The sequence below is a fragment of the Pseudomonas sp. E141 genome (assembly GCF_052659885.1).
Map to the genome: position 1 here is coordinate 565,066 of NZ_CP084024.1, position 18,677 is coordinate 583,742.

18 protein-coding genes are annotated in these 18,677 nt (G+C 60.7%); 14 read left to right on the top strand and 4 right to left on the bottom strand.

Features of this window, described 5'->3' with window-relative positions; translation table 11 throughout:
- The first annotated feature begins 13 nt into the window (after nt 1–13).
- From ileS to ispH, 4 genes are all read left to right on the top strand, one after another.
- Nucleotides 14–2,845, top strand: coding sequence for an isoleucine--tRNA ligase (gene ileS / locus GKKCFE_RS02430; RefSeq protein ID WP_445577449.1), 2,832 nt, complete (start codon nt 14–16; stop codon nt 2,843–2,845).
- Nucleotides 2,838–3,359: a signal peptidase II gene (gene lspA, locus GKKCFE_RS02435; RefSeq protein ID WP_047230169.1), complete on the top strand. Its 522-nt coding sequence runs from the start codon at nt 2,838–2,840 to the stop codon at nt 3,357–3,359. Before ileS ends, lspA begins: the two co-directional genes overlap by 8 nt.
- Complete coding sequence (gene fkpB / locus GKKCFE_RS02440) at nt 3,352–3,789, top strand: FKBP-type peptidyl-prolyl cis-trans isomerase (protein ID WP_316912581.1); 438 nt, start codon at nt 3,352–3,354, stop codon at nt 3,787–3,789. Before lspA ends, fkpB begins: the two co-directional genes overlap by 8 nt.
- 174 nt (nt 3,790–3,963) lie before the next feature.
- The gene (gene ispH / locus GKKCFE_RS02445) at nt 3,964–4,911 is read left to right on the top strand and encodes a 4-hydroxy-3-methylbut-2-enyl diphosphate reductase (protein ID WP_047230171.1); all 948 of its coding nucleotides are present in this window, start codon (nt 3,964–3,966) and stop codon (nt 4,909–4,911) included.
- On the opposite strand, the gene GKKCFE_RS02450 is transcribed toward ispH, so the two are convergent.
- On the bottom strand, nt 4,888–5,403 hold the full coding sequence (locus GKKCFE_RS02450) for a GspH/FimT family pseudopilin (protein WP_076386386.1): 516 nt from the start codon (nt 5,401–5,403) through the stop codon (nt 4,888–4,890). The genes ispH and GKKCFE_RS02450 overlap by 24 nt on opposite strands.
- A 114-nt stretch (nt 5,404–5,517) precedes the next feature.
- Here GKKCFE_RS02450 and GKKCFE_RS02455 point away from each other — a divergent pair, with 114 nt between their 5' ends.
- The 10 genes from GKKCFE_RS02455 to GKKCFE_RS02500 all read left to right on the top strand — a co-directional run bounded on the left by GKKCFE_RS02455 (nt 5,518) and on the right by GKKCFE_RS02500 (nt 15,395).
- The gene (locus tag GKKCFE_RS02455) at nt 5,518–5,991 is read left to right on the top strand and encodes a GspH/FimT family pseudopilin (protein ID WP_047230173.1); all 474 of its coding nucleotides are present in this window, start codon (nt 5,518–5,520) and stop codon (nt 5,989–5,991) included.
- Nucleotides 5,988–6,449, top strand: a complete 462-nt coding sequence (gene pilV, locus GKKCFE_RS02460) for a type IV pilus modification protein PilV (protein WP_047230174.1) — start codon at nt 5,988–5,990, stop codon at nt 6,447–6,449. The genes GKKCFE_RS02455 and pilV overlap by 4 nt, the downstream gene beginning before the upstream one ends.
- Entirely contained in the window at nt 6,446–7,159 is a 714-nt protein-coding gene (locus GKKCFE_RS02465; protein WP_160893358.1) for a PilW family protein, read from the top strand. Before pilV ends, GKKCFE_RS02465 begins: the two co-directional genes overlap by 4 nt.
- Before the next feature lie 9 nt (nt 7,160–7,168).
- Nucleotides 7,169–7,648: a pilus assembly PilX family protein gene (locus tag GKKCFE_RS02470; RefSeq protein WP_076386379.1), complete on the top strand. Its 480-nt coding sequence runs from the start codon at nt 7,169–7,171 to the stop codon at nt 7,646–7,648.
- Complete coding sequence (locus GKKCFE_RS02475) at nt 7,635–10,736, top strand: pilus assembly protein (protein WP_160893360.1); 3,102 nt, start codon at nt 7,635–7,637, stop codon at nt 10,734–10,736. Before GKKCFE_RS02470 ends, GKKCFE_RS02475 begins: the two co-directional genes overlap by 14 nt.
- A gap of 10 nt (nt 10,737–10,746) precedes the next feature.
- Entirely contained in the window at nt 10,747–11,148 is a 402-nt protein-coding gene (locus GKKCFE_RS02480; protein WP_076386375.1) for a type IV pilin protein, read from the top strand.
- Nucleotides 11,149–11,203: 55 nt separating this feature from the next.
- Entirely contained in the window at nt 11,204–12,304 is a 1,101-nt protein-coding gene (gene thiO, locus GKKCFE_RS02485) for a glycine oxidase ThiO (protein WP_047230179.1), read from the top strand.
- A 329-nt stretch (nt 12,305–12,633) separates the two neighbouring features.
- Nucleotides 12,634–13,809 (top strand): integrase core domain-containing protein, encoded by a 1,176-nt coding sequence (locus GKKCFE_RS02490; protein WP_139051192.1) that lies wholly within the window; start codon nt 12,634–12,636, stop codon nt 13,807–13,809.
- On the top strand, nt 13,810–14,046 hold the full coding sequence (locus GKKCFE_RS02495) for a nucleoid-structuring protein H-NS (protein ID WP_445578081.1): 237 nt from the start codon (nt 13,810–13,812) through the stop codon (nt 14,044–14,046).
- A gap of 983 nt (nt 14,047–15,029) precedes the next feature.
- Nucleotides 15,030–15,395: a DUF6124 family protein gene (locus GKKCFE_RS02500; RefSeq protein WP_139051190.1), complete on the top strand. Its 366-nt coding sequence runs from the start codon at nt 15,030–15,032 to the stop codon at nt 15,393–15,395.
- Nucleotides 15,396–15,490: 95 nt separating this feature from the next.
- Here GKKCFE_RS02500 and GKKCFE_RS02505 read toward each other — a convergent pair whose 3' ends face one another.
- Genes GKKCFE_RS02505 through GKKCFE_RS02515 form a run of 3 tightly spaced genes read right to left on the bottom strand, consistent with a single transcriptional unit; the run spans nt 15,491 to nt 18,649 of the window.
- Complete coding sequence (locus GKKCFE_RS02505; RefSeq protein ID WP_274090858.1) at nt 15,491–16,837, bottom strand: sigma-54-dependent transcriptional regulator; 1,347 nt, start codon at nt 16,835–16,837, stop codon at nt 15,491–15,493.
- On the bottom strand, nt 16,834–18,426 hold the full coding sequence (locus GKKCFE_RS02510) for a two-component system sensor histidine kinase NtrB (protein WP_139051188.1): 1,593 nt from the start codon (nt 18,424–18,426) through the stop codon (nt 16,834–16,836). Before GKKCFE_RS02510 ends, GKKCFE_RS02505 begins: the two co-directional genes overlap by 4 nt.
- On the bottom strand, nt 18,416–18,649 hold the full coding sequence (locus GKKCFE_RS02515) for a PP0621 family protein (protein ID WP_047229875.1): 234 nt from the start codon (nt 18,647–18,649) through the stop codon (nt 18,416–18,418). The genes GKKCFE_RS02510 and GKKCFE_RS02515 overlap by 11 nt, the downstream gene beginning before the upstream one ends.
- Nucleotides 18,650–18,677 lie beyond the last annotated feature (28 nt).

Here is an 18,677-nt window from a genome sequence, read left to right on the forward strand (position 1 = left end):
TGAAGAGCCTTAAATGACCGACTATAAAGCCACGCTAAACCTTCCGGACACCGCCTTCCCTATGAAGGCCGGCCTGCCTCAGCGCGAACCACAGATTCTGCAGCGTTGGGACAGCATTGGCCTGTACGGAAAGTTGCGCGAGATTGGCAAGGATCGTCCGAAGTTCGTCCTGCACGACGGCCCTCCGTACGCCAACGGCACGATCCACATCGGTCACGCGCTGAACAAGATTCTCAAGGACATGATCGTGCGCTCCAAGACCCTGTCGGGTTTCGACGCGCCGTATATCCCGGGCTGGGATTGCCATGGCCTGCCGATCGAGCACAAGGTTGAAGTGACCCACGGCAAGAACCTGGGCGCGGACAAGACCCGCGAATTGTGTCGTGCCTACGCCACCGAGCAGATCGAAGGGCAGAAGTCCGAATTCATCCGCCTCGGCGTGCTGGGCGACTTCGCCAACCCTTACAAGACCATGGACTTCAAAAACGAAGCCGGCGAAATCCGGGCCTTGGCGAAAATCGTCGAGGGCGGCTTTGTGTTCAAGGGCCTCAAGCCCGTGAACTGGTGCTTCGATTGCGGTTCGGCCTTGGCCGAGGCGGAAGTCGAGTACGAAAACAAGAAGTCGTCGACCATCGACGTCGCGTTCCCGATCGCCGATGAAGACAAGCTCGCCGCCGCTTTCGGCCTGGGCAAGCTGAGCAAACCGGCGTCGATCGTGATCTGGACCACCACCCCGTGGACCATCCCGGCCAACCAGGCGTTGAACGTTCACCCGGAATTCAACTACGCCCTGGTCGATGTTGGCGACAAGCTGCTGGTATTGGCCGAAGAACTGGTCGAGTCCTGCCTGGCCCGCTACAACCTCGAAGGCTCGGTGCTGGCTACCGCGCCAGGTTCGACGCTGGAACTGATCAATTTCCGTCATCCGTTCTATGACCGCCTGTCGCCGGTGTACCTGGCCGACTACGTAGAGCTGGGCGCAGGCACTGGTGTGGTTCACTCCGCGCCGGCCTATGGCGTTGACGACTTCGTGACCTGCAAGAAGTACGGCATGGTCAACGACGACATCCTCAACCCGGTACAGAGCAATGGCGTGTACGTGCCGTCGCTGGAGTTCTTTGGCGGCCAGTTCATCTGGAAAGCCAACCCGGCCATCGTCGACAAACTGACCGAAGTCGGCGCGCTGCTGCACACCACCGTCATCGAACACAGCTACATGCACTGCTGGCGCCACAAGACTCCGCTGATCTACCGCGCCACCGCGCAGTGGTTCATCGGCATGGACAAGCAGCCAGCCACTGGCGACACCCTGCGCCAGCGCTCCCTCAAAGCCATTGAGGACACCAAGTTCGTGCCGGCCTGGGGCCAGGCGCGGCTGCACTCGATGATCGCCAACCGTCCTGACTGGTGCATCTCCCGCCAGCGTAACTGGGGCGTACCGATCCCGTTCTTCCTGAACAAGGAAAGCGGCGAACTGCACCCGCGCACCGTCGAGCTGATGGAAGAGGTGGCCAAGCGCGTCGAAGTCGAAGGCATCGAAGCCTGGTTCAAGATGGACGCCGCCGAACTGTTGGGCGACGAAGCGCCGCTGTACGACAAGATCAGCGACACCCTGGACGTCTGGTTCGATTCCGGCACCACCCACTGGCATGTGCTGCGTGGCTCGCACCCGATGGGCCATGAAACCGGCCCGCGTGCCGACCTGTACCTGGAAGGTTCGGACCAGCATCGCGGCTGGTTCCACTCCTCGTTGCTGACCGGTTGCGCCATCGACAACCACGCACCGTACCGCGAGTTGCTGACCCACGGCTTCACCGTCGATGAGTCCGGCCGCAAGATGTCCAAGTCCCTGGGCAACGTGATCGCCCCGCAGAAGGTCAACGACACCCTGGGCGCCGACATCATGCGCTTGTGGGTCGCCTCCACCGACTATTCCGGCGAGATGGCCGTTTCCGAGCAGATCCTGCAGCGCAGCGCGGACGCCTACCGGCGGATACGTAACACCGCGCGCTTCCTGCTCTCGAACCTGACCGGTTTCAACCCGGCCACCGACCTGCTGCCGGCCGAAGAAATGCTCGCGCTGGACCGCTGGGCCGTGGACCGTACCCTGCTGCTGCAACGCGAATTGCAGGAGCATTACGGTGAGTACCGTTTCTGGAACGTCTACTCCAAGATCCACAACTTCTGCGTGCAGGAGCTGGGTGGTTTCTACCTCGACATCATCAAGGACCGTCAGTACACCACTGGCGCCAACAGCAAGGCGCGCCGTTCGTGCCAGACCGCGCTGTTCCACATCAGCGAAGCGCTGGTGCGCTGGATCGCGCCGATCCTCGCATTCACCGCCGACGAGCTGTGGCAGTACCTGCCGGGCGAGCGCAACGAGTCGGTGATGCTCAACACCTGGTACGAAGGCCTGACCGAACTGCCGCAAGGTTTCGAGCTGGACCGTGCCTATTGGGACCGGATCATGGCGGTCAAGGCGGCGGTCAACAAGGAAATGGAGATCCAGCGCGCGGCCAAGGCCGTCGGTGGCAACCTGCAGGCCGAAGTGACGCTCTACGCCGAAGAAGCCCTGAGTGCCGATCTGGCCAAGCTGAGCAACGAGCTGCGTTTCGTGCTGATCACTTCCACCGCCAGTGTCGCACCGTTGGTGCAGGCGCCGGCCGATGCGGTCGTCACTGAAGTCAGCGGCCTGAAGCTGAAGATCGTCAAGTCGAACCACACCAAGTGCGCCCGTTGCTGGCACTGCCGCGAAGACGTCGGCGTGAATCCGGAGCATCCGGAGATCTGCGGCCGTTGCGTCGACAACATCAGCGGCACTGGTGAGGTTCGTCACTATGCCTAGTGCGTCTAACGTGGCGAGCCGTTTCGGCCGGCTGAGCTGGCTGTGGTTGAGCTTGCTGGTGCTGGTCATTGACCAGGCCAGCAAGTTCCACTTCGAAAACTCGCTGACCATGTACCAGCAGATCGTGGTCATCCCCGACTACTTCAGCTGGACCCTGGCTTACAACACGGGCGCGGCGTTCAGCTTCCTGGCCGACAGTTCGGGCTGGCAGCGCTGGCTGTTCGCCCTGATCGCTGTCGTGGTCAGCGGCGTGCTGGTGGTCTGGCTCAAACGCCTGGGTCGCGATGAGACCTGGCTGGCCGTGGCGCTGGCATTGGTGCTTGGGGGCGCGCTGGGCAATCTTTATGACCGGATTGCCTTGGGCCACGTGATCGATTTCATCCTGGTGCATTGGCAGAACCGCTGGTATTTCCCTGCGTTCAACTTTGCCGACAGCGCCATCACCGTGGGCGCCGTAATGCTCGCCCTGGACATGTTCAAGAGCAAGAAACCCGGAGAAGCCGTCCATGACTGAGCAGCGTATCGCTCAAAACACTGAAGTGAAGCTTCACTTCGCCCTGCACCTGGAAAACGGCGACACCGTCGACAGCACCTTTGACAAGGCTCCGGCCGTGTTCAAGGTTGGCGACGGCAACCTGCTGCCGGGCTTCGAGGCGGCGATCTTCGGTTTCAAGGCCGGTGACAAGCGCACCGTGGTGGTTCCACCGGAAAACGCCTTTGGTCAGCCCAACCCGCAAAACGTGCAGACCATGCCACGCTCCCAGTTCCAGGACATGGAACTGTCCGAAGGGTTGCTGGTGATCTTCAATGATGCGGCCAATACCGAACTGCCGGGCGTGGTGAAGGCGTTCGACGACGCCCAGGTGACCGTGGACTTCAACCATCCGTTGGCGGGCAAGACCTTGAATTTCGAAGTGGAAATCATCGAAGTGAAGGCGGTTTAAGGTTTAACAGGCAGTTCCTGCTGCCACCCGATTCACTGTGGGAGCGAGCTTGCTCGCGATAGCGTCGGATCAGTCAATATTGACGTTGACTGATATACCGTCATCGCGAGCAAGCTCGCTCCCACACTGGATTGCCCTGATTCAATTTCTTGCGCGCAAGACACGAGGCACAGCATGCAAATCAAACTCGCCAACCCCCGTGGCTTCTGCGCCGGCGTGGACCGGGCGATCGAAATCGTCAACCGCGCCCTGGAAGTCTTCGGGCCGCCCATCTATGTGCGCCATGAAGTGGTCCACAACAAATTTGTCGTCGAAGACCTGCGTAGCCGCGGGGCGATCTTCGTCGAGGAACTGGACCAGGTGCCAGACGACGTCATCGTGATCTTCAGTGCCCACGGGGTTTCCCAGGCAGTGCGTACCGAAGCCGCCGGCCGTGGCCTGAAGGTATTCGACGCGACCTGCCCCTTGGTGACCAAGGTCCATATCGAAGTGGCCCGTTACAGCCGTGACGGTCGTGAGTGCATCCTGATCGGCCACGAGGGCCATCCGGAAGTCGAAGGCACCATGGGCCAGTACGACGCCAGCAATGGTGGCGCGATCTACCTGGTCGAGGATGAAGAGGACGTCGCCGCCCTTCAGGTGCGTAACCCGGAAAAGCTGGCGTTTGTCACCCAGACCACCCTGTCCATGGACGATACCAGTCGAGTGATCGACGCCCTGCGTGCGCGCTTCCCGGCCATCGGTGGGCCACGCAAGGATGACATCTGCTACGCCACCCAGAATCGTCAGGATGCGGTCAAGCAACTGGCCGACGAGTGTGATGTCGTGCTGGTAGTCGGTAGCCCGAACAGCTCCAACTCCAATCGCCTGCGTGAGCTGGCCGAGCGCATGTCCACTCCGGCGTACCTGATCGACGGCGCTGAAGACATGCAGCGCAGCTGGTTTGACGGCGTCGAGCGTATCGGCATTACCGCCGGTGCTTCAGCGCCGGAAGTGTTGGTGCGCGGCGTGATCCAGCAACTGCAGGCCTGGGGGGCAACCGGTGCCGATGAATTGTCCGGTCGCGAGGAGAACGTCACCTTCTCCATGCCCAAGGAACTACGCGTGCGCTCCTTGCTTTGAGTCCATTTCGCACAAGGCCTGCTCGGTTTTCTCGCTGCGCAGGCTGACGCGACCGCTGCGCGACAGGACCACCTGGTGGTGACTGACCGGCTTATGGTGTGCACAAACGTGTAACGTTCCCGCCTGAAATGCGCCGCTGGGCAGGAGCGGCTCCCCCTGGCTTGCGAATCTCACCGAGTGTTTTACCGGCCCGTTGCCAATGATTCGAGCATGGCGGCTGTGCTGCGTCAGCAGTGGCTGGTCATCGCCGTCCAGCATGATTTGCCAGCCCAGGCTCCAATCGTTGTCTATTCCTTGAATCGTCACTGTCCGATTGCGCGTGATTGCTTCGCTGCGGGCGCTGCGCAGACCGCTGGCCAGCAGCCGTGCGGCGTCGTCGCGGTCAGTGGATTCCACCAGGGCTTTGTATCCGGAACCGGCCCACGGCAGAACAATCGCGGCAATCGCCAGTCCCATGAGCAGTTCGATCAGGCTAAAGCCCTGTTGATACATGACGTCTCCTCCCTGGAGGGCTTGTTGTAGAGAGGGAGCAAGCTCCCTCGCCACAGGCAGTCGTTTGTTCTAGCGTGTAGAAGCAGGTATAGCCAATGGCGACGGAGGGCATCGATGGATCTTCGTACAAAAGGTTTCACGCTGATTGAGGTGCTGGTCGCCCTTGGCGTGCTGCTGCTCCTGATCACCCTGGCGGTACCGGCCCTTACCGGTTCGGTGCAGGGCACCAAGGCCGATACCGATATTGACGACCTGCGCCGGGCACTGAACTTCGCCCGGATGACGGCGATCGACCGTGGTGTCACCACACGGATTCGCCCCACGGTCCAGGGCAGCGTATGGAGCAGCGAGCTGACGGTGTATGACAGTACTGGCGCTGAGCCCAATGTATTGCGGGTTGTTCCAGCGATGAGCAGCGGCGCGACTCTGACGCTAACCTCAGACGTGACCAGCATTGATTTCAACAACCTCGGCGGGTTGTCGGCACCGGCCACGCCGGTGACTTTCAATTATGTAAGGGGGGCGCAGAGCAGGACACTGAGTGTTTGCCTCAATGGACGAATCGTATTGGGTGGAAGTTGCGGATGAAGGGTTGCAGTAAACAGGCACAGGATGGCATGACACTGATCGAGGTGCTGGTGGCGGTGCTGATTCTTGGCGTGGGCTTGCTGGGAGCGGCGATGGTTCAGCTCAATGCCCTCAAATATACCGACAGCTCGCGCATGACCAGCCAGGCCAGCTTCATCGCCTACGACATGCTCGACCGCATTCGTGCCAACTCCGGCGCCGATTACACGGTTACGCCGCCCAGTTCACCCAATCTCAACGTAGCCCGGGACCAGGATCTCTACGATTTCAAGACCAACATCGTCAGCTTCGGCGGCGCCACGGCCACCGGCACTGTTGCGCTGCACCAGCGGGTCTACACCATTACCATCTCCTGGGATGACGCCCGGGCCGCCAACACGACCAACGCCGCCGAGGCGCGACGCAGTTTCGTGCTGACCAGTCGCGTCGCCGTCGACCCACCCGGGGCGACGCCATGAACAGGCATTGCCGGGGATTCGGCCTGATTGAGCTGATGATCGCTTTGGTGCTCAGCCTGATTGTCGTGCTGGGTGTGGTGCAGATTTTCATCGCCGCCAAAAACACCTACGTCAGCCAGGGTGCGGCGGCGGTGATGCAGGAGGATGCGCGGTTCGCTCTGAGCAAGATGGTCCAGGAGCTTCGTATGGTGGGCATGTTCGGTTGCCTGGAGACCGTCCTCGACGCGTCCTCGGCGGGGGATTTCAATGCCAGCAAGGTCACGCCGATCAGCTGGGACAATGCCAATCTGAAGCTGACCCTGGTGACGACGGATGTCGGCAACAGCGGCGGCGTGCCGACCTGGACCGTGATCTCGGATTGTCGCAACACGGCGACCGCCTATACCGGGGCGCGGATACCGGCGGCCGGGCAAATGGCGTTTCCGATACGGCGGCTGGTCTACAGTTTCAGCAATAACCAGTTGTTGATGGGCACCGGGGCTGGCAACCCGACCCAGGCGGTGCTGGTGGATAACGTCCGGGCATTCGATGTGACATTTGGGGTGGCCAGCAGCGCGACAGACATCGCGGCATCGAGCTACAGCCGCAACCCGAGCAATCCGGCCCTGATCCGCAGCGTGCGCCTGACCCTCACGCTCTTTGATCCGAAGAACAACGTGCGTGAGCAGACCTTCAACGTGGTTGCCGCTTTGCGCAACCGGCTTCTGTGAGGGCGACTGATGAATTCAACGCCCATCAAGCATCGCCAGCGCGGTATGGCATTGCTGGTCAGCCTGGTTTTCCTGCTGCTCCTGACGCTGATCGGCCTGTCGTCGATGCAGAGCGCTACCCTTCAGGAAAAAATGACCAGTAGCGTCATGCTACGCAACCAGTCCTTCCAGTTGGCCGAGGCAGCGCTGCGGGTTGGTGAAAGCGCGGTACAGGCCGAGGCCTACTCCCTGCCGGTGTGTACCACCGCGACCCAGTGTGCGCCGCCGGCTGAATCGGCAACCCTCACGACGGCCGGGCGCAATTCATCGTCGGGGGTGACCTGGATCGCCGTCCCTGGCGGGTTCTATGGCGTGCAGAATCTGGGCACCACGCTGACGGCGGTCAACGTGCCGATCAATACGTCGGCGACGCTGTACCGGATCACGGCGGTGGCCGTGGTGGGAAATAACCAGCGCAGCGTCGTGGAGAGCATCTATGCGAAATATTAAGGTGCGTCGCGATTGGAAGCAGGCGTTGTGGGGTGTGCTGCTCAGCCTGTACCTGGCTGCACCGGCCTATGCTTTCACGCCTTCGGATTCGCCGTTGCTGAGTGCCGCCGCAGTCACGCCCAACGTGATGCTGCTGATCGATGACTCGGGGAGTATGAACAACATCATTTGGGCGTCGGGGTTTGATCCGACGGTGACGCAAACGCGCACTTATGCATGCAGCGCCAGTAGCAATTGCAACGATAGGTATGAACTGGATCTGGATGACTCGAACATTCTGTTAATGAGCCTGTTGCGGGGCGGTTGCTCGTCTGGCTGGTACGGTTTCTACCGGCCCGGCCTTGGTCGGATCTGTCTGCGGCTGCCAGACCCGGTGGGTGGGGGCGATACACGCTACACCGCCAAGTACCTGGCGTATCTGGTAACCCTGGCCAACGGCTCGAACCGGGACTACACCAATGGCTCAATCCCCAGGGATTATCGAATCAACGTGGCACGGGATGTCTCCAACGACCTGGTCGCCAACAACCGTGCCTTGCGCATCGGGCTTGCCACCTTCAATCCTCCCAACTTCAGCAACTCCGGCCCGGGGGGCTACATCGCCCGTGTCGTCAGCGATCTGTCACCCGTCAGCGGCAGCGTGACCCAGACCCAGGCCAACGCCAACTACAGTGCCCTGATCAACGCCATCAACGGTCTGGGCGCGGTCGCCAATACGCCATTGGCCGAGAGCTATTACGAGGTCACCCGTTATTTCAGGGGCATGGCGCCGTACCACAACAATAGCCCCAGCACCTACACCAGCCCGATCCAGTACCGGTGCCAGAAGAATTTCGGTGTGGTGATCACCGACGGCTTGCCCACCTACGACCGTACCTTTCCCACCAACGATCCGTTAGGCGGATCCCGTCTGCCGAACTGGGATGGCATCAGTACCAACGATGGTGCTGACCGCAACGGTGACGCTGAGGGCGATACGCTTTATCTGGACGATATCGCCAAGTTCGCTTTCGACATCGACATGCGTTCCACCGGCACCGACGTCACTGGCCAGAGCTGGAATGCCACGGATTTTCCCCGGCAGTACCTCAATACCTACACCGTGGGTTTTGCCGTCACCAATACGATGCTGTCCGACGCCGCTCGCTACGGCGCGGGTAAATATTATCCAGCGTCCGACAGCGAAGGCCTGAACTCGGCCTTGTCATCGGCCTTGAGTGACATCACCTCCAAGGCCGGATCGGGGGGCGGCGGCACCACCAACGGTGCAACGTTGTCCACCACCTCCAGCTATTACCAGACCACCTATGACCCCAAGGACTGGCGAGGCACCATCCGCGCATTCGGTTTTACCTCGGCGGGGACGGTCGATACGGCGGCCGTGCAATGGACCACCAACACCAGCATCGTGCCGGGTGCCACGGCACCGACCTATCAGTCCTGGAACACCGCGACCAACACGCCGGTAACCTTGGCCTACGGCAACTTTTCACCGGCCCAGCAAACCAGCCTCAGCCAGGGCCTGCCCACGGGGATCACCGGCAGCGATCTGGTGGAATGGAGCAAAGGTGTCAATAAAACCGGGCTGAAGGTGCGCAGCGCGTTGCTGGGGGACATTATCAACTCGCCACTGCTCCTGGCCTCGCCGAACGACCAGACCGCCTCGGACCTGCTGAACGACACCAGCTACAGCACTTACCTGGCAACCAAGGCGGCGAACATGAACGCCAATCTCGTGGTGAATGCCAACGATGGTTTCTTCAGCGTCATCAACAGCGCAAACGGCACGCGGCGTTACGCTTATATGCCCTCGAGCGTCCTGCCCTCGTTGCGGGACATCGCTGACACCAATTACATCAACGGCGTGAGTCACAAGTTCCTGGTGGATGGGCAGATCGGCGTATTCGATGCGCAATTGGGCAATGCCTGGAAGACCGTTGCCCTGGGCGGGACCGGAGCCGGGGGCAAAGCGTTCTATGCGGTGCAATTGTTCGACGCAGCGGCAGGCAATGCGCTCCGGGCGTTGTGGGAAATCAGCGCACCGACCGTCGCCAATACGGCCAACGCCTTCAATGACCTGGGCTACGCCTATGCGCGTCCCGAAGTCGCGCGCCTGGCCGATGGTCGCTGGGCCGCGTTCATCGCCAATGGCTATGGCAGCAACACCGGCGTAGCGGCGCTGTATGTGGTGGATATCCGTGATGGCTCGCTGATCAGGAAAATCACGGTCAATAACAGCGAGACGGGTAACGGCCTGTCGTCGGTCAAGCTTCGGGTCAATTCCCAGAACGTGGTGCAGGCCGCGTACGGTGGCGATTTGAAAGGGCGGATGTGGAAATTCGACCTCAGCGGCACTTCCCCCACCGCCTGGGGCGTTGCGTTTGCCGGGCAGCCGTTGTTCACCGCGCCCGGTGGTGCAACCCAGCCCATCACCGTCCAGCCGTTGCTGGCGGAAAACCCTCAGGGCGGGACCCAGGTTTTTTTCGGCACGGGCAAATTCAACGAAGCGGTGGACAAGCTCAATAAGGATCTGCAGGGGTTCTATTCGATCTGGGACGCCGTCGGCGGTACCGGACAAATCCCGGTTTCGAGCCTGCAAGCCCAGTCGATCACCGGGGTGTTCTCAGGCAGCACCGGGCAATTCGTGACGACCAGCCAGACCGACGTGACGTATCCTGCAAAAAATGGCTGGTATCTGCCCTTGGTGTACAACAACGCATTGACTGGGGAACGGGTGATCAACCCGGCCAGTCTGGTGCTCGGGCGCGTGGTTTTCACCACGGCCGCGGTGGACACCACCGATCCCTGCGCCAGCTTTGGTACTGGCAAACTGATCGAGGTGGATGCGTTCAACGGTAAGATGCTCAACTACGCGGTGCTCGACACCAACGGTGACGGCATGCTCAACAGCCTCGACACGGTCTCCAGCGGAGTGATTTTCACGGGCGGGATCCCGACCTTGAGCGCTGTCGTCAGTGCCAACGGGGCCACCAACATGATCGTGAACGACTCCGGTGGCGGTATCACCGACCTGCTGGGGAAATCCGTCGGCGGCAGCCGCCGCATCATGTGGCGGCAAATACAATGAGAGATAAGGTATGCGCAGATCCAACCGGGGTTTCACCTTGATCGAAATCATGATCGTGATCGCCATCATCGGTATCGTGATCACCGTCGGCTATCCGAGCCTGACCGAATACATGAAAAAGGGCCGAAGGGCCGAAATCGCCGGGCTGCTATCGGAGCAGGCGCAGATTCTTGAGCGCCATTACTCCAAGAACAATGTCTACACCAACGCGACCGGGCTGAGCAGCGGTAATGATTTCTACACCATTACCCAGACGCTCATGGATCAGAGTTTCACCCTGACTGCCGTGCGCAACAGCGCCTCGTCCATGGCCACCGACAAGTGCGGTGATTTCACCATCAACAACACGGGCGCGCGAAGCATCATCAACGCTGCTGCCGGGCTGACTGCCAAGGATTGCTGGGGTCGCTGAGTTTATTTTTTCGGGCGCTGTCCTGCGCCCTTTGTCTTGTGAGTTGAAATAGAACATGACCAGGCAACAGCAAGTGGTGATTGTCGGCGGCGGAGTCATTGGCCTGCTGACGGCGTTCAATCTCGCGTCCGAAGGGCAGCGCGTGGTGCTGCTGGACCGCTCCAGTGTCGGCCAGGAATCGTCCTGGGCCGGCGGCGGTATTGTTTCGCCGCTGTACCCCTGGCGCTACAGCCCGGCGGTCACCGCACTGGCCCACTGGTCGCAGGACTTTTATCCACAGCTGGCCCAGCGTCTGTTCGCGGCCACGGGGGTTGATCCGCAGGTGCATGTCACCGGTCTGTATTGGCTGGACCTGGACGATCAGGCCGAAGCACTGGCCTGGGCCGAGCGGGAAGGGCGCCCGTTGCGGGCTGTGGAAATCTCGGCTGTCCATGACGCGGTGCCAGTACTGGGCGCGGGTTTCTCCCGGGCGATCCACATGGCCGATGTGGCCAATGTGCGCAATCCCCGGTTGGTGAAGTCCCTCAAGGCTGCGTTGCTGGCGCTACCCAATGTCACGCTGCATGAGCAATGCGAGGTCGGCGGGTTCATCCGCGACGGTGGGCGTATTGTGGGGGTTAACAGCTCCGAGGGGCCGATCCTTGGCGATCAGGTGGTCCTGGCGGCGGGCGCCTGGAGCGGTGAATTGCTCAAGACTCTGGGGCTGAAGTTGCCGGTCGAGCCGGTCAAGGGCCAGATGATTCTGTACAAATGTGCGTCGGATTTTCTATCGAGCATGGTCCTGGCCAAGGGCCGTTATGCGATTCCGCGTCGCGACGGGCATATTCTGGTGGGCAGTACGCTGGAGCGCGAAGGCTTCGACAAGACCCCGACCGATGTTGCGCTCGATAGTTTGAAGGCGTCGGCGCAGCAGCTGATTCCTGCGCTGGCGGACGCCGAGGTGGTCGGGCATTGGGCCGGGTTGCGGCCTGGATCGCCGGAGGGCATTCCCTATATTGGTGAAGTGCCGGGGTTCTCGGGGTTGTGGTTGAACTGTGGGCATTATCGCAATGGGTTGGTGTTGGCTCCGGCGTCGTGTCGGTTGTTTGTTGATGTGATGTTGGGGCGTGAGCCGGTGATTGATCCTGCGCCGTATGCGCCGGCGGGGCGGTTGTAGGGTTCGGCTTTGGCTTGGGGGTGAGCTTGGTGACGAGGCGGCCTGACAGCCGGCCTGTCTCTCACGGTTGTACCCGGATCCAACTGTGGGAGCGAGCCTGCTCGCGATGGCGGCCTGACAGCCGGCCAGGGTTTTGTTGGTTGGGTATATATCCGTTTCTGCGGTAACGGCTACTTATGGTTCCGCCCTTACGGCGGGTCACTTTTGAAGAGCGCAAAAGTAACCAAAACGCTCTTGCCGGTATGACTCACCCACATGGGTTACAAATCAGTTCACGCACATAGGTAACAGTTTTTAACTGGCAGGGTCGATTTCGCGAGGATCTGACCATGCCCTGGAGAGAGCTGAAACCTATGGACCTCAAAGTGATGTTCATCGCTGAGTATCTGTCTGAAAAGCACAGCTTTAGCCAGCTGTGCCAGGACTATCAGATCAGCCGAAAGACTGGCTACAAATGGGTCGAGCGCTATGAACTGGAGGGTCCCAGTGGGCTCGACGAACGTAGCCGCCGACGGCACAACCAAACCTATGTGGTGCCATTGGTTGTGAGGCAGGCAATCATTGAGTTTCGCTCTACTGGCGAAACAGTTCCGGGTCCTAAAAAGATCCAGAACGACCTGATGAAACGCTTTCCGGGGCAGGATCCGCCGTCGAAAACGACCATCTACAACATCCTTAAGGCAGCGGACTTGATTCTGTCTCGACCGTTACGCCAGCGTGTTGCTGTCTACCCCAAGCCTTTGCGTAAGGCAGAAACGCCTAATCAGCTCTTCAGCGCAGATTACAAAGGCCAATTTCTCACCGGGGCGGGCGTTTGGTGCTATCCACTGACGATCATGGATCATGCCAGTCGCTTCTTGCTTGCCTGCGAGAGCATGGCCAATACCAATCTCAAGGAGACCCAGCAAACCTTCGAGCGCGTTTTTCGTGAATACGGGATGCCTGAACGTATCCGCACCGATAACGGCGTGCCGTTTGCCAGTACGGGTCGTGCAGGGTTATCGCAGTTGTCGATCTGGTGGTTGCGCCTTGGGATTATTCCTGAGCGAATTGAGCCCGGTCGGCCAGATCAAAATGGGCGTCATGAGCGCATGCACCGAACATTGAAAAGTACTTTTCCCAAACCGCCAGCCATTGCCTGGGAGGCTCAGCAAAAACACTTTGATCGATTTATGCAGCACTACAATCACGAGCGGGGACACGAGGCGCTCGGCCAGAAAACCCCGGCCTCCTGCTATACACCCTCAACCCGAGCTTACCCGGAAAAACTACCGGAAATGGGCTATGCGAGCCACGTTGAGTGTTACCTGGCTGATAGTTGCGGAATCATTAATCGAGCGGGTCTGCGGATATACGTGGGGAATCTGCTCAGGCATCAAAACATTGGAATGGAGATGATCAAAGATGGGGTATGGAATGTGATCTTCGGTCCGGTGATCCTAGGTCACGTCAACGCTAGGGACGCAAAGAATGGCTATGTTTCAATCAAAGTGTCACCTATGTGAATGCACTTTTTTGTAACCCATGTGGTTGTCCCGTACATGCCCCACCACTCGGTGCCTCGCCTAGGCTCGGCATGCCCTCACTCCGGCATTGCTCCGTGGGCCCGCCGCGAAGGGCCATCCATGGCCCAGCGCGGCTACCTCGGCATCCATGCCGAGGTGCCCACTCCACAATACCTGCGTTCGGCCAGCGTGGTTAACGGGGCGCCCCAGATCAAAATCAAAAGCGAGGCGGCCTGACAGCCGGCCTGTTTTTTGCGGGTGTACACCCATCGGACCTGTGGGAGCAAAGCCTGCTCGCGAGGCGGCCTGACAGCCGGCCTGTTCTTGCGGGTGTACACCCATCAGACCTGTGAGCCGGACCTGTGGGAGCAAAGCTTGCTCGCGAGGCGGCCTGACAGCCGGCCTGTTCTTGCGGGTGTACACCCATCAGACATGTTGAGCCGGACCTGTGGAAGCAAAGCTTGCTCGCGAGGCGGCCTGACAGCCGGCCTGTTCTTGCGGGTGTACACCCATCGGATCTGTTGAGCCGGACCTGTGGGAGCAAAGCTTGCTCGCGAAAGCGGTCTGACAGCCGACCTGTCTCTTGCGGGCGTAGCCCTATCCCAGTGTGGGAGCGAGCCTGCTCGCGATGTCAGCCCATCCACCCTCGATGCAACCGAGGTGCCGCTATCGCGAGCAGGCTCGCTCCCACAGGAGAAACGCGTTCGCCCAAAACCAGGCCGGCTGTCAGGCCGCCTCGCGGAGGACGTTGATCTCGGCGCCCCGTTAACCACGCTGGCCGAACGCAGGCATTGTGGAGTGGGCATCCCGGCATGGATGCCGGGATAGCCGCGCTGGGCCATGGATGGCCCTTCGCGGCGGGCCCACGGAGCAATGCCGGAGTGAGGGCACACCGAGCCTAAGCGAGGTGCCGAGTGGTGGGGCATGAGCGCTTTGGTTACTTTCGCGCTTTTCGAAAGTGACCCGCCGTAAGGGCGGAACCCTAAGTAGCCGTTACCGCAGAAATGGATATACACACTCACAATAGCGCCTTCACAGCCAACCAGAATTTGTGGGAATGGTCGGACAAGGCCCCTAATTCGAGCCGAATTTTCCGACGAGTTCTGGCGGTTGCCGGGTGGGAAGGTCTCTCGTTAACCTTTTCCCGTCGCTGCCAATTCAGCGACCGGGCGTCGCGGCCCGCAAACTTGGTAATCCATTCCTTCCTTTGGAGTACCGCAATGTGTGACAAATCTCCATCCGCTTCAGAAACCAATAACGAGTCCCCATACTCCAGCCTTAACCCAAAACAGCTTGATGAAGCCGCCAAGCGCGCCCTCGACTATTACCTCGGCCCAAAGCCCGAAGCCAAAAAGAAACCCGCCTCAAACCAGCTATTCACCGTCGTGGACGGCATCGACACCGAATGCCTCCTCGCCAACCTCAGCGAAACCCTGGCCTCAGCCAACGCAACCGTCAGCGATCTGGCCTTCGAGCTTGAAGGCTCGCGACGGCATATCGCCTTGGGGGTACAGCAGTTGATTGAGTTGAGTGAATTACTGGCCAATCGTGTTCTGGACGAACGGGTACCAGTGCCGGAGGGCTAGAGAAGGGGTGCAAATCAGCCAAGGCGAACGCCGAACCTGTGGCGAGGGAGCAAGCTCCCTCGCCACAGGTTAAGTAGGGGCTTCAGGACCGCGCCTCAATCCAACCCCAACTTCTTCAACCGATACCGCATCGACCGAAACGACAACTTCAACCGCTGGGCCGCCGCCGTGCGGTTCCAGCGGGTTTCCTCCAAAGCCTGGAGGATGAGTTTGCGTTCGACGTCCTCCAGATAGTCTTCCAGGTTATCGACCCGCATCAGGTCGGGGCTGCCCGCGTCGGCGGTGCTGATGCCCTCGGCCAGGCGCAGGTCGTGGGCTTCGATCAACTGGTGCTCGCAAAGGGTGTAGGCGCGTTCGAGCATGTTTTCCAGTTCCCGAACGTTGCCCGGAAAGCGGTAGTTTCGAAGGGCGTCCAGGGCTTGGGGATGGAGCTTGACCGCGGGGCTGCCGGTGTTGGCGGCCAGGCGCTGGAGGGTGTGATTGGCGAGCGATTCGATGTCTTCGCGGCGTTCGCGCAGCGGCGGGACGCGCAGTTCGATGACGTTGAGTCGATAGTACAGGTCCTGGCGAAAGCGCCCGGCGGTGACTTCGGCGTCCAGGTCCTTGTGGGTGGCGCAAAGAATTCGTACATCCACCACTTCTTCCTGCTGGCCACCAACGGCCCGCACGGCTTTTTCCTGGATGGCCCGCAGCAATTTGACTTGCATCGCCAGGGGCAGGTCGGCCACTTCGTCAAGGAACAAGGTCCCGCCGTGAGCGGCCTGGAACAGTCCGGGTTTGTCTTCGATGGCGCCGCTGAAGCTGCCTTTTCGATGGCCGAAAAACTCGCTTTCCATCAGCTCCGTGGGAATCGCCCCACAGTTGACCGGCACAAAACGCTGGGCGGAACGCGGGCCTTGCTCATGGATCAACCGGGCGACCAGTTCCTTGCCGCAACCCGATTCCCCGCTGATGTAGACCGGCGCCTGACTGCGAGCGAGTTTTTCGATCTGTTTGCGGACGTTGTGCATCGGCGGGGAGTCGCCCAGCAGACAGCGCTCGATGGACGCCGCCGGGATGGCGACCGACGGCAGGCGTAATGCGCTGGTGACCAGCTCACGCAGCCGTCCCAGGTCGACCGGTTTGGTCAGGAAGTCGAAGGCGCCGGCCTTGAGGGCGTCGATGGCGGTTTCCAGGCTCCCGTAGGCGGTGATCATTGCCACGGGCAATTGCGGGTAGCGTTGCTGGATATGTTGCACCAGCTCCAGGCCAGTGCCGTCGGGCAGGCGCATGTCGGTCAGGCACAGGTCAAAGGTGTCTTCAGCCAGCAGGGCCCGGGCCTGGGCAAGGTTCTCGGCGCTGCGGGTGTCGAGTTTCATCCGGCCCAGGGTAATGTCCAGGAGTTCGCGGATGTCCGGTTCGTCATCGACGATCAGGATTCGTTGCCGTGAGCGCGTAGTCAAATCTGTTTCCGTCCGTGAGCAAAAGTGATGCGAAAGCAGCCGCCGCCTTGGCGTGGTTTGAAGTCTAGGCGGGCCTGGTTGCTTTCGCACAGCTCACGGGACAGATAGAGCCCAAGGCCGGTGCCCTGGCTGCTGGTGGTGAAGAAAGGTTCGAACAAATGCGCTTGCTGGTCCGGTGTCACGCCGGGGCCGTTGTCGATAATGTCCAGCGTGGACAGCTGGCTGTGGGGATCGATGAACAGCTTCAGCCAGACCTCGGCCTCTTCATGGGCCATCGCGCTGTGACGCCAGGCGTTGCGCAGGAGGTTGTCGAGCACCTGGGTCAACTGATCGGGGTCCATCAGCGTGAGGTAGTCACCCGGGTCGATGCTCAGGTGCAAGTGCTGATGCCCAGCCGCGTTTTCCCGGGCTTGTCGGACGAACTGGTCGAGCCAGATCCGCAGATCCAGGCGCTGCGGCGTGGTCTGCTGGCGGCGGGACAGTTGCAGGACGTTTTCAATGACGCGGTTCATTCGTTGGGAGTGATCCTGGATGATCTGCGTCAGACGCCGATCCGCGCTGTTCAGTTCCTCGGACTCGCGCAGCAATTGAGCCGCATGGCTGATCGCCCCCAACGGGTTGCGGATTTCATGGGCGATACCGGCGGTGAGGCGCCCCAGGGAGGCGAGTTTCAACTGCTGGGCGTGCTGGGCCACTTGGGCCAGGTCTTCGAGGAAGACCAGGATCTGATGCTGATCGTGATGCCCCAGGGCAATGAAACTCGGTTGCAAGGTCAGGCCGGTGCCGTTAATGGTCAGGCTTTGCGGACGCAGGCTGGGGTTGTTCAACCACAGCTGCAGCCGCTCCACCAGGGCGCCGGAGCAGTCGTCGAGCCGCTGGCCGACCAGGTCGTGCATGCCCAACAGGTTCAATGCGCTTTCGTTAGCCAATTGCACCCGGCGCTGGCGATCGAGCACCAGGATGCCGGTGCGCATGCGTTGCAGGATCAGTGCGTTGAGCGCTTCCAGGCCGACTACTTCGCTGGCCCGTTGTTCGGCGAGGATTTCACTGGCTTCCAGGCGTCGGGTCAGGCCTTGCACCAGCAGCGCGGCGGCAAAACACAAGGCCCCCAGGGTACCGGCCTGCAGATAACTGCTGGGACGGCTCGAATCGCTGAGGTCAAGGAAGAAGCTCGATCCGACGATGCCCAGCGTGGCGACAGCGGCAATCAACAGGCCGATTCGGCCTCGCAACAACGTATTGCCGATGGCCACCGAGACGATGAGCAGGTTGCCGATGGCGCTGGGGGCGCCGCCGGCAGCGTAGAACAGCCACGACAACAACAGCACGTCGGTCAGAGCCAGGCCGAACAGCCGGGCTGGGCGGCGGGTATTTTCAAGAAACACCACCAGCAGGATATTCAGCACCAGGTACAACCAGCTGCCGCTGCGCAGCAAATCGTCGTTGGCGAACTCCAGCAGGCGGTTGTCCATGTTGCTGGAGATCAGCAGCACCAGGGTGATGCCGATGCTTAGACGGTACAGGTGATAGAGACGCAGCAGGCGCTGCGCCTGTTTGACGCGAGGGCTTGAGGCTTGCTCAGCGGTCACGAGTGCCCGGGCCTTGCTCGAGGTGAGCCTGGCTGCAATACCACTGTTGTTCGAGGGCCAGTGCCCGATCTCGCGGCAGGTGCACGCCGCAATGGGCGCAACGGACCATGGGTGGTGCGTCCTGTTCCCGAGGGGAATTCGGCGCGGCAGAGGTCCCCTTGAACTTGCGCCACAACCATATCGCGGCGGCAATCAGGGCGATCCAGAACAGTAAACGAAGCATGATGGGCGGCTTTTTGGCTAATGATCAG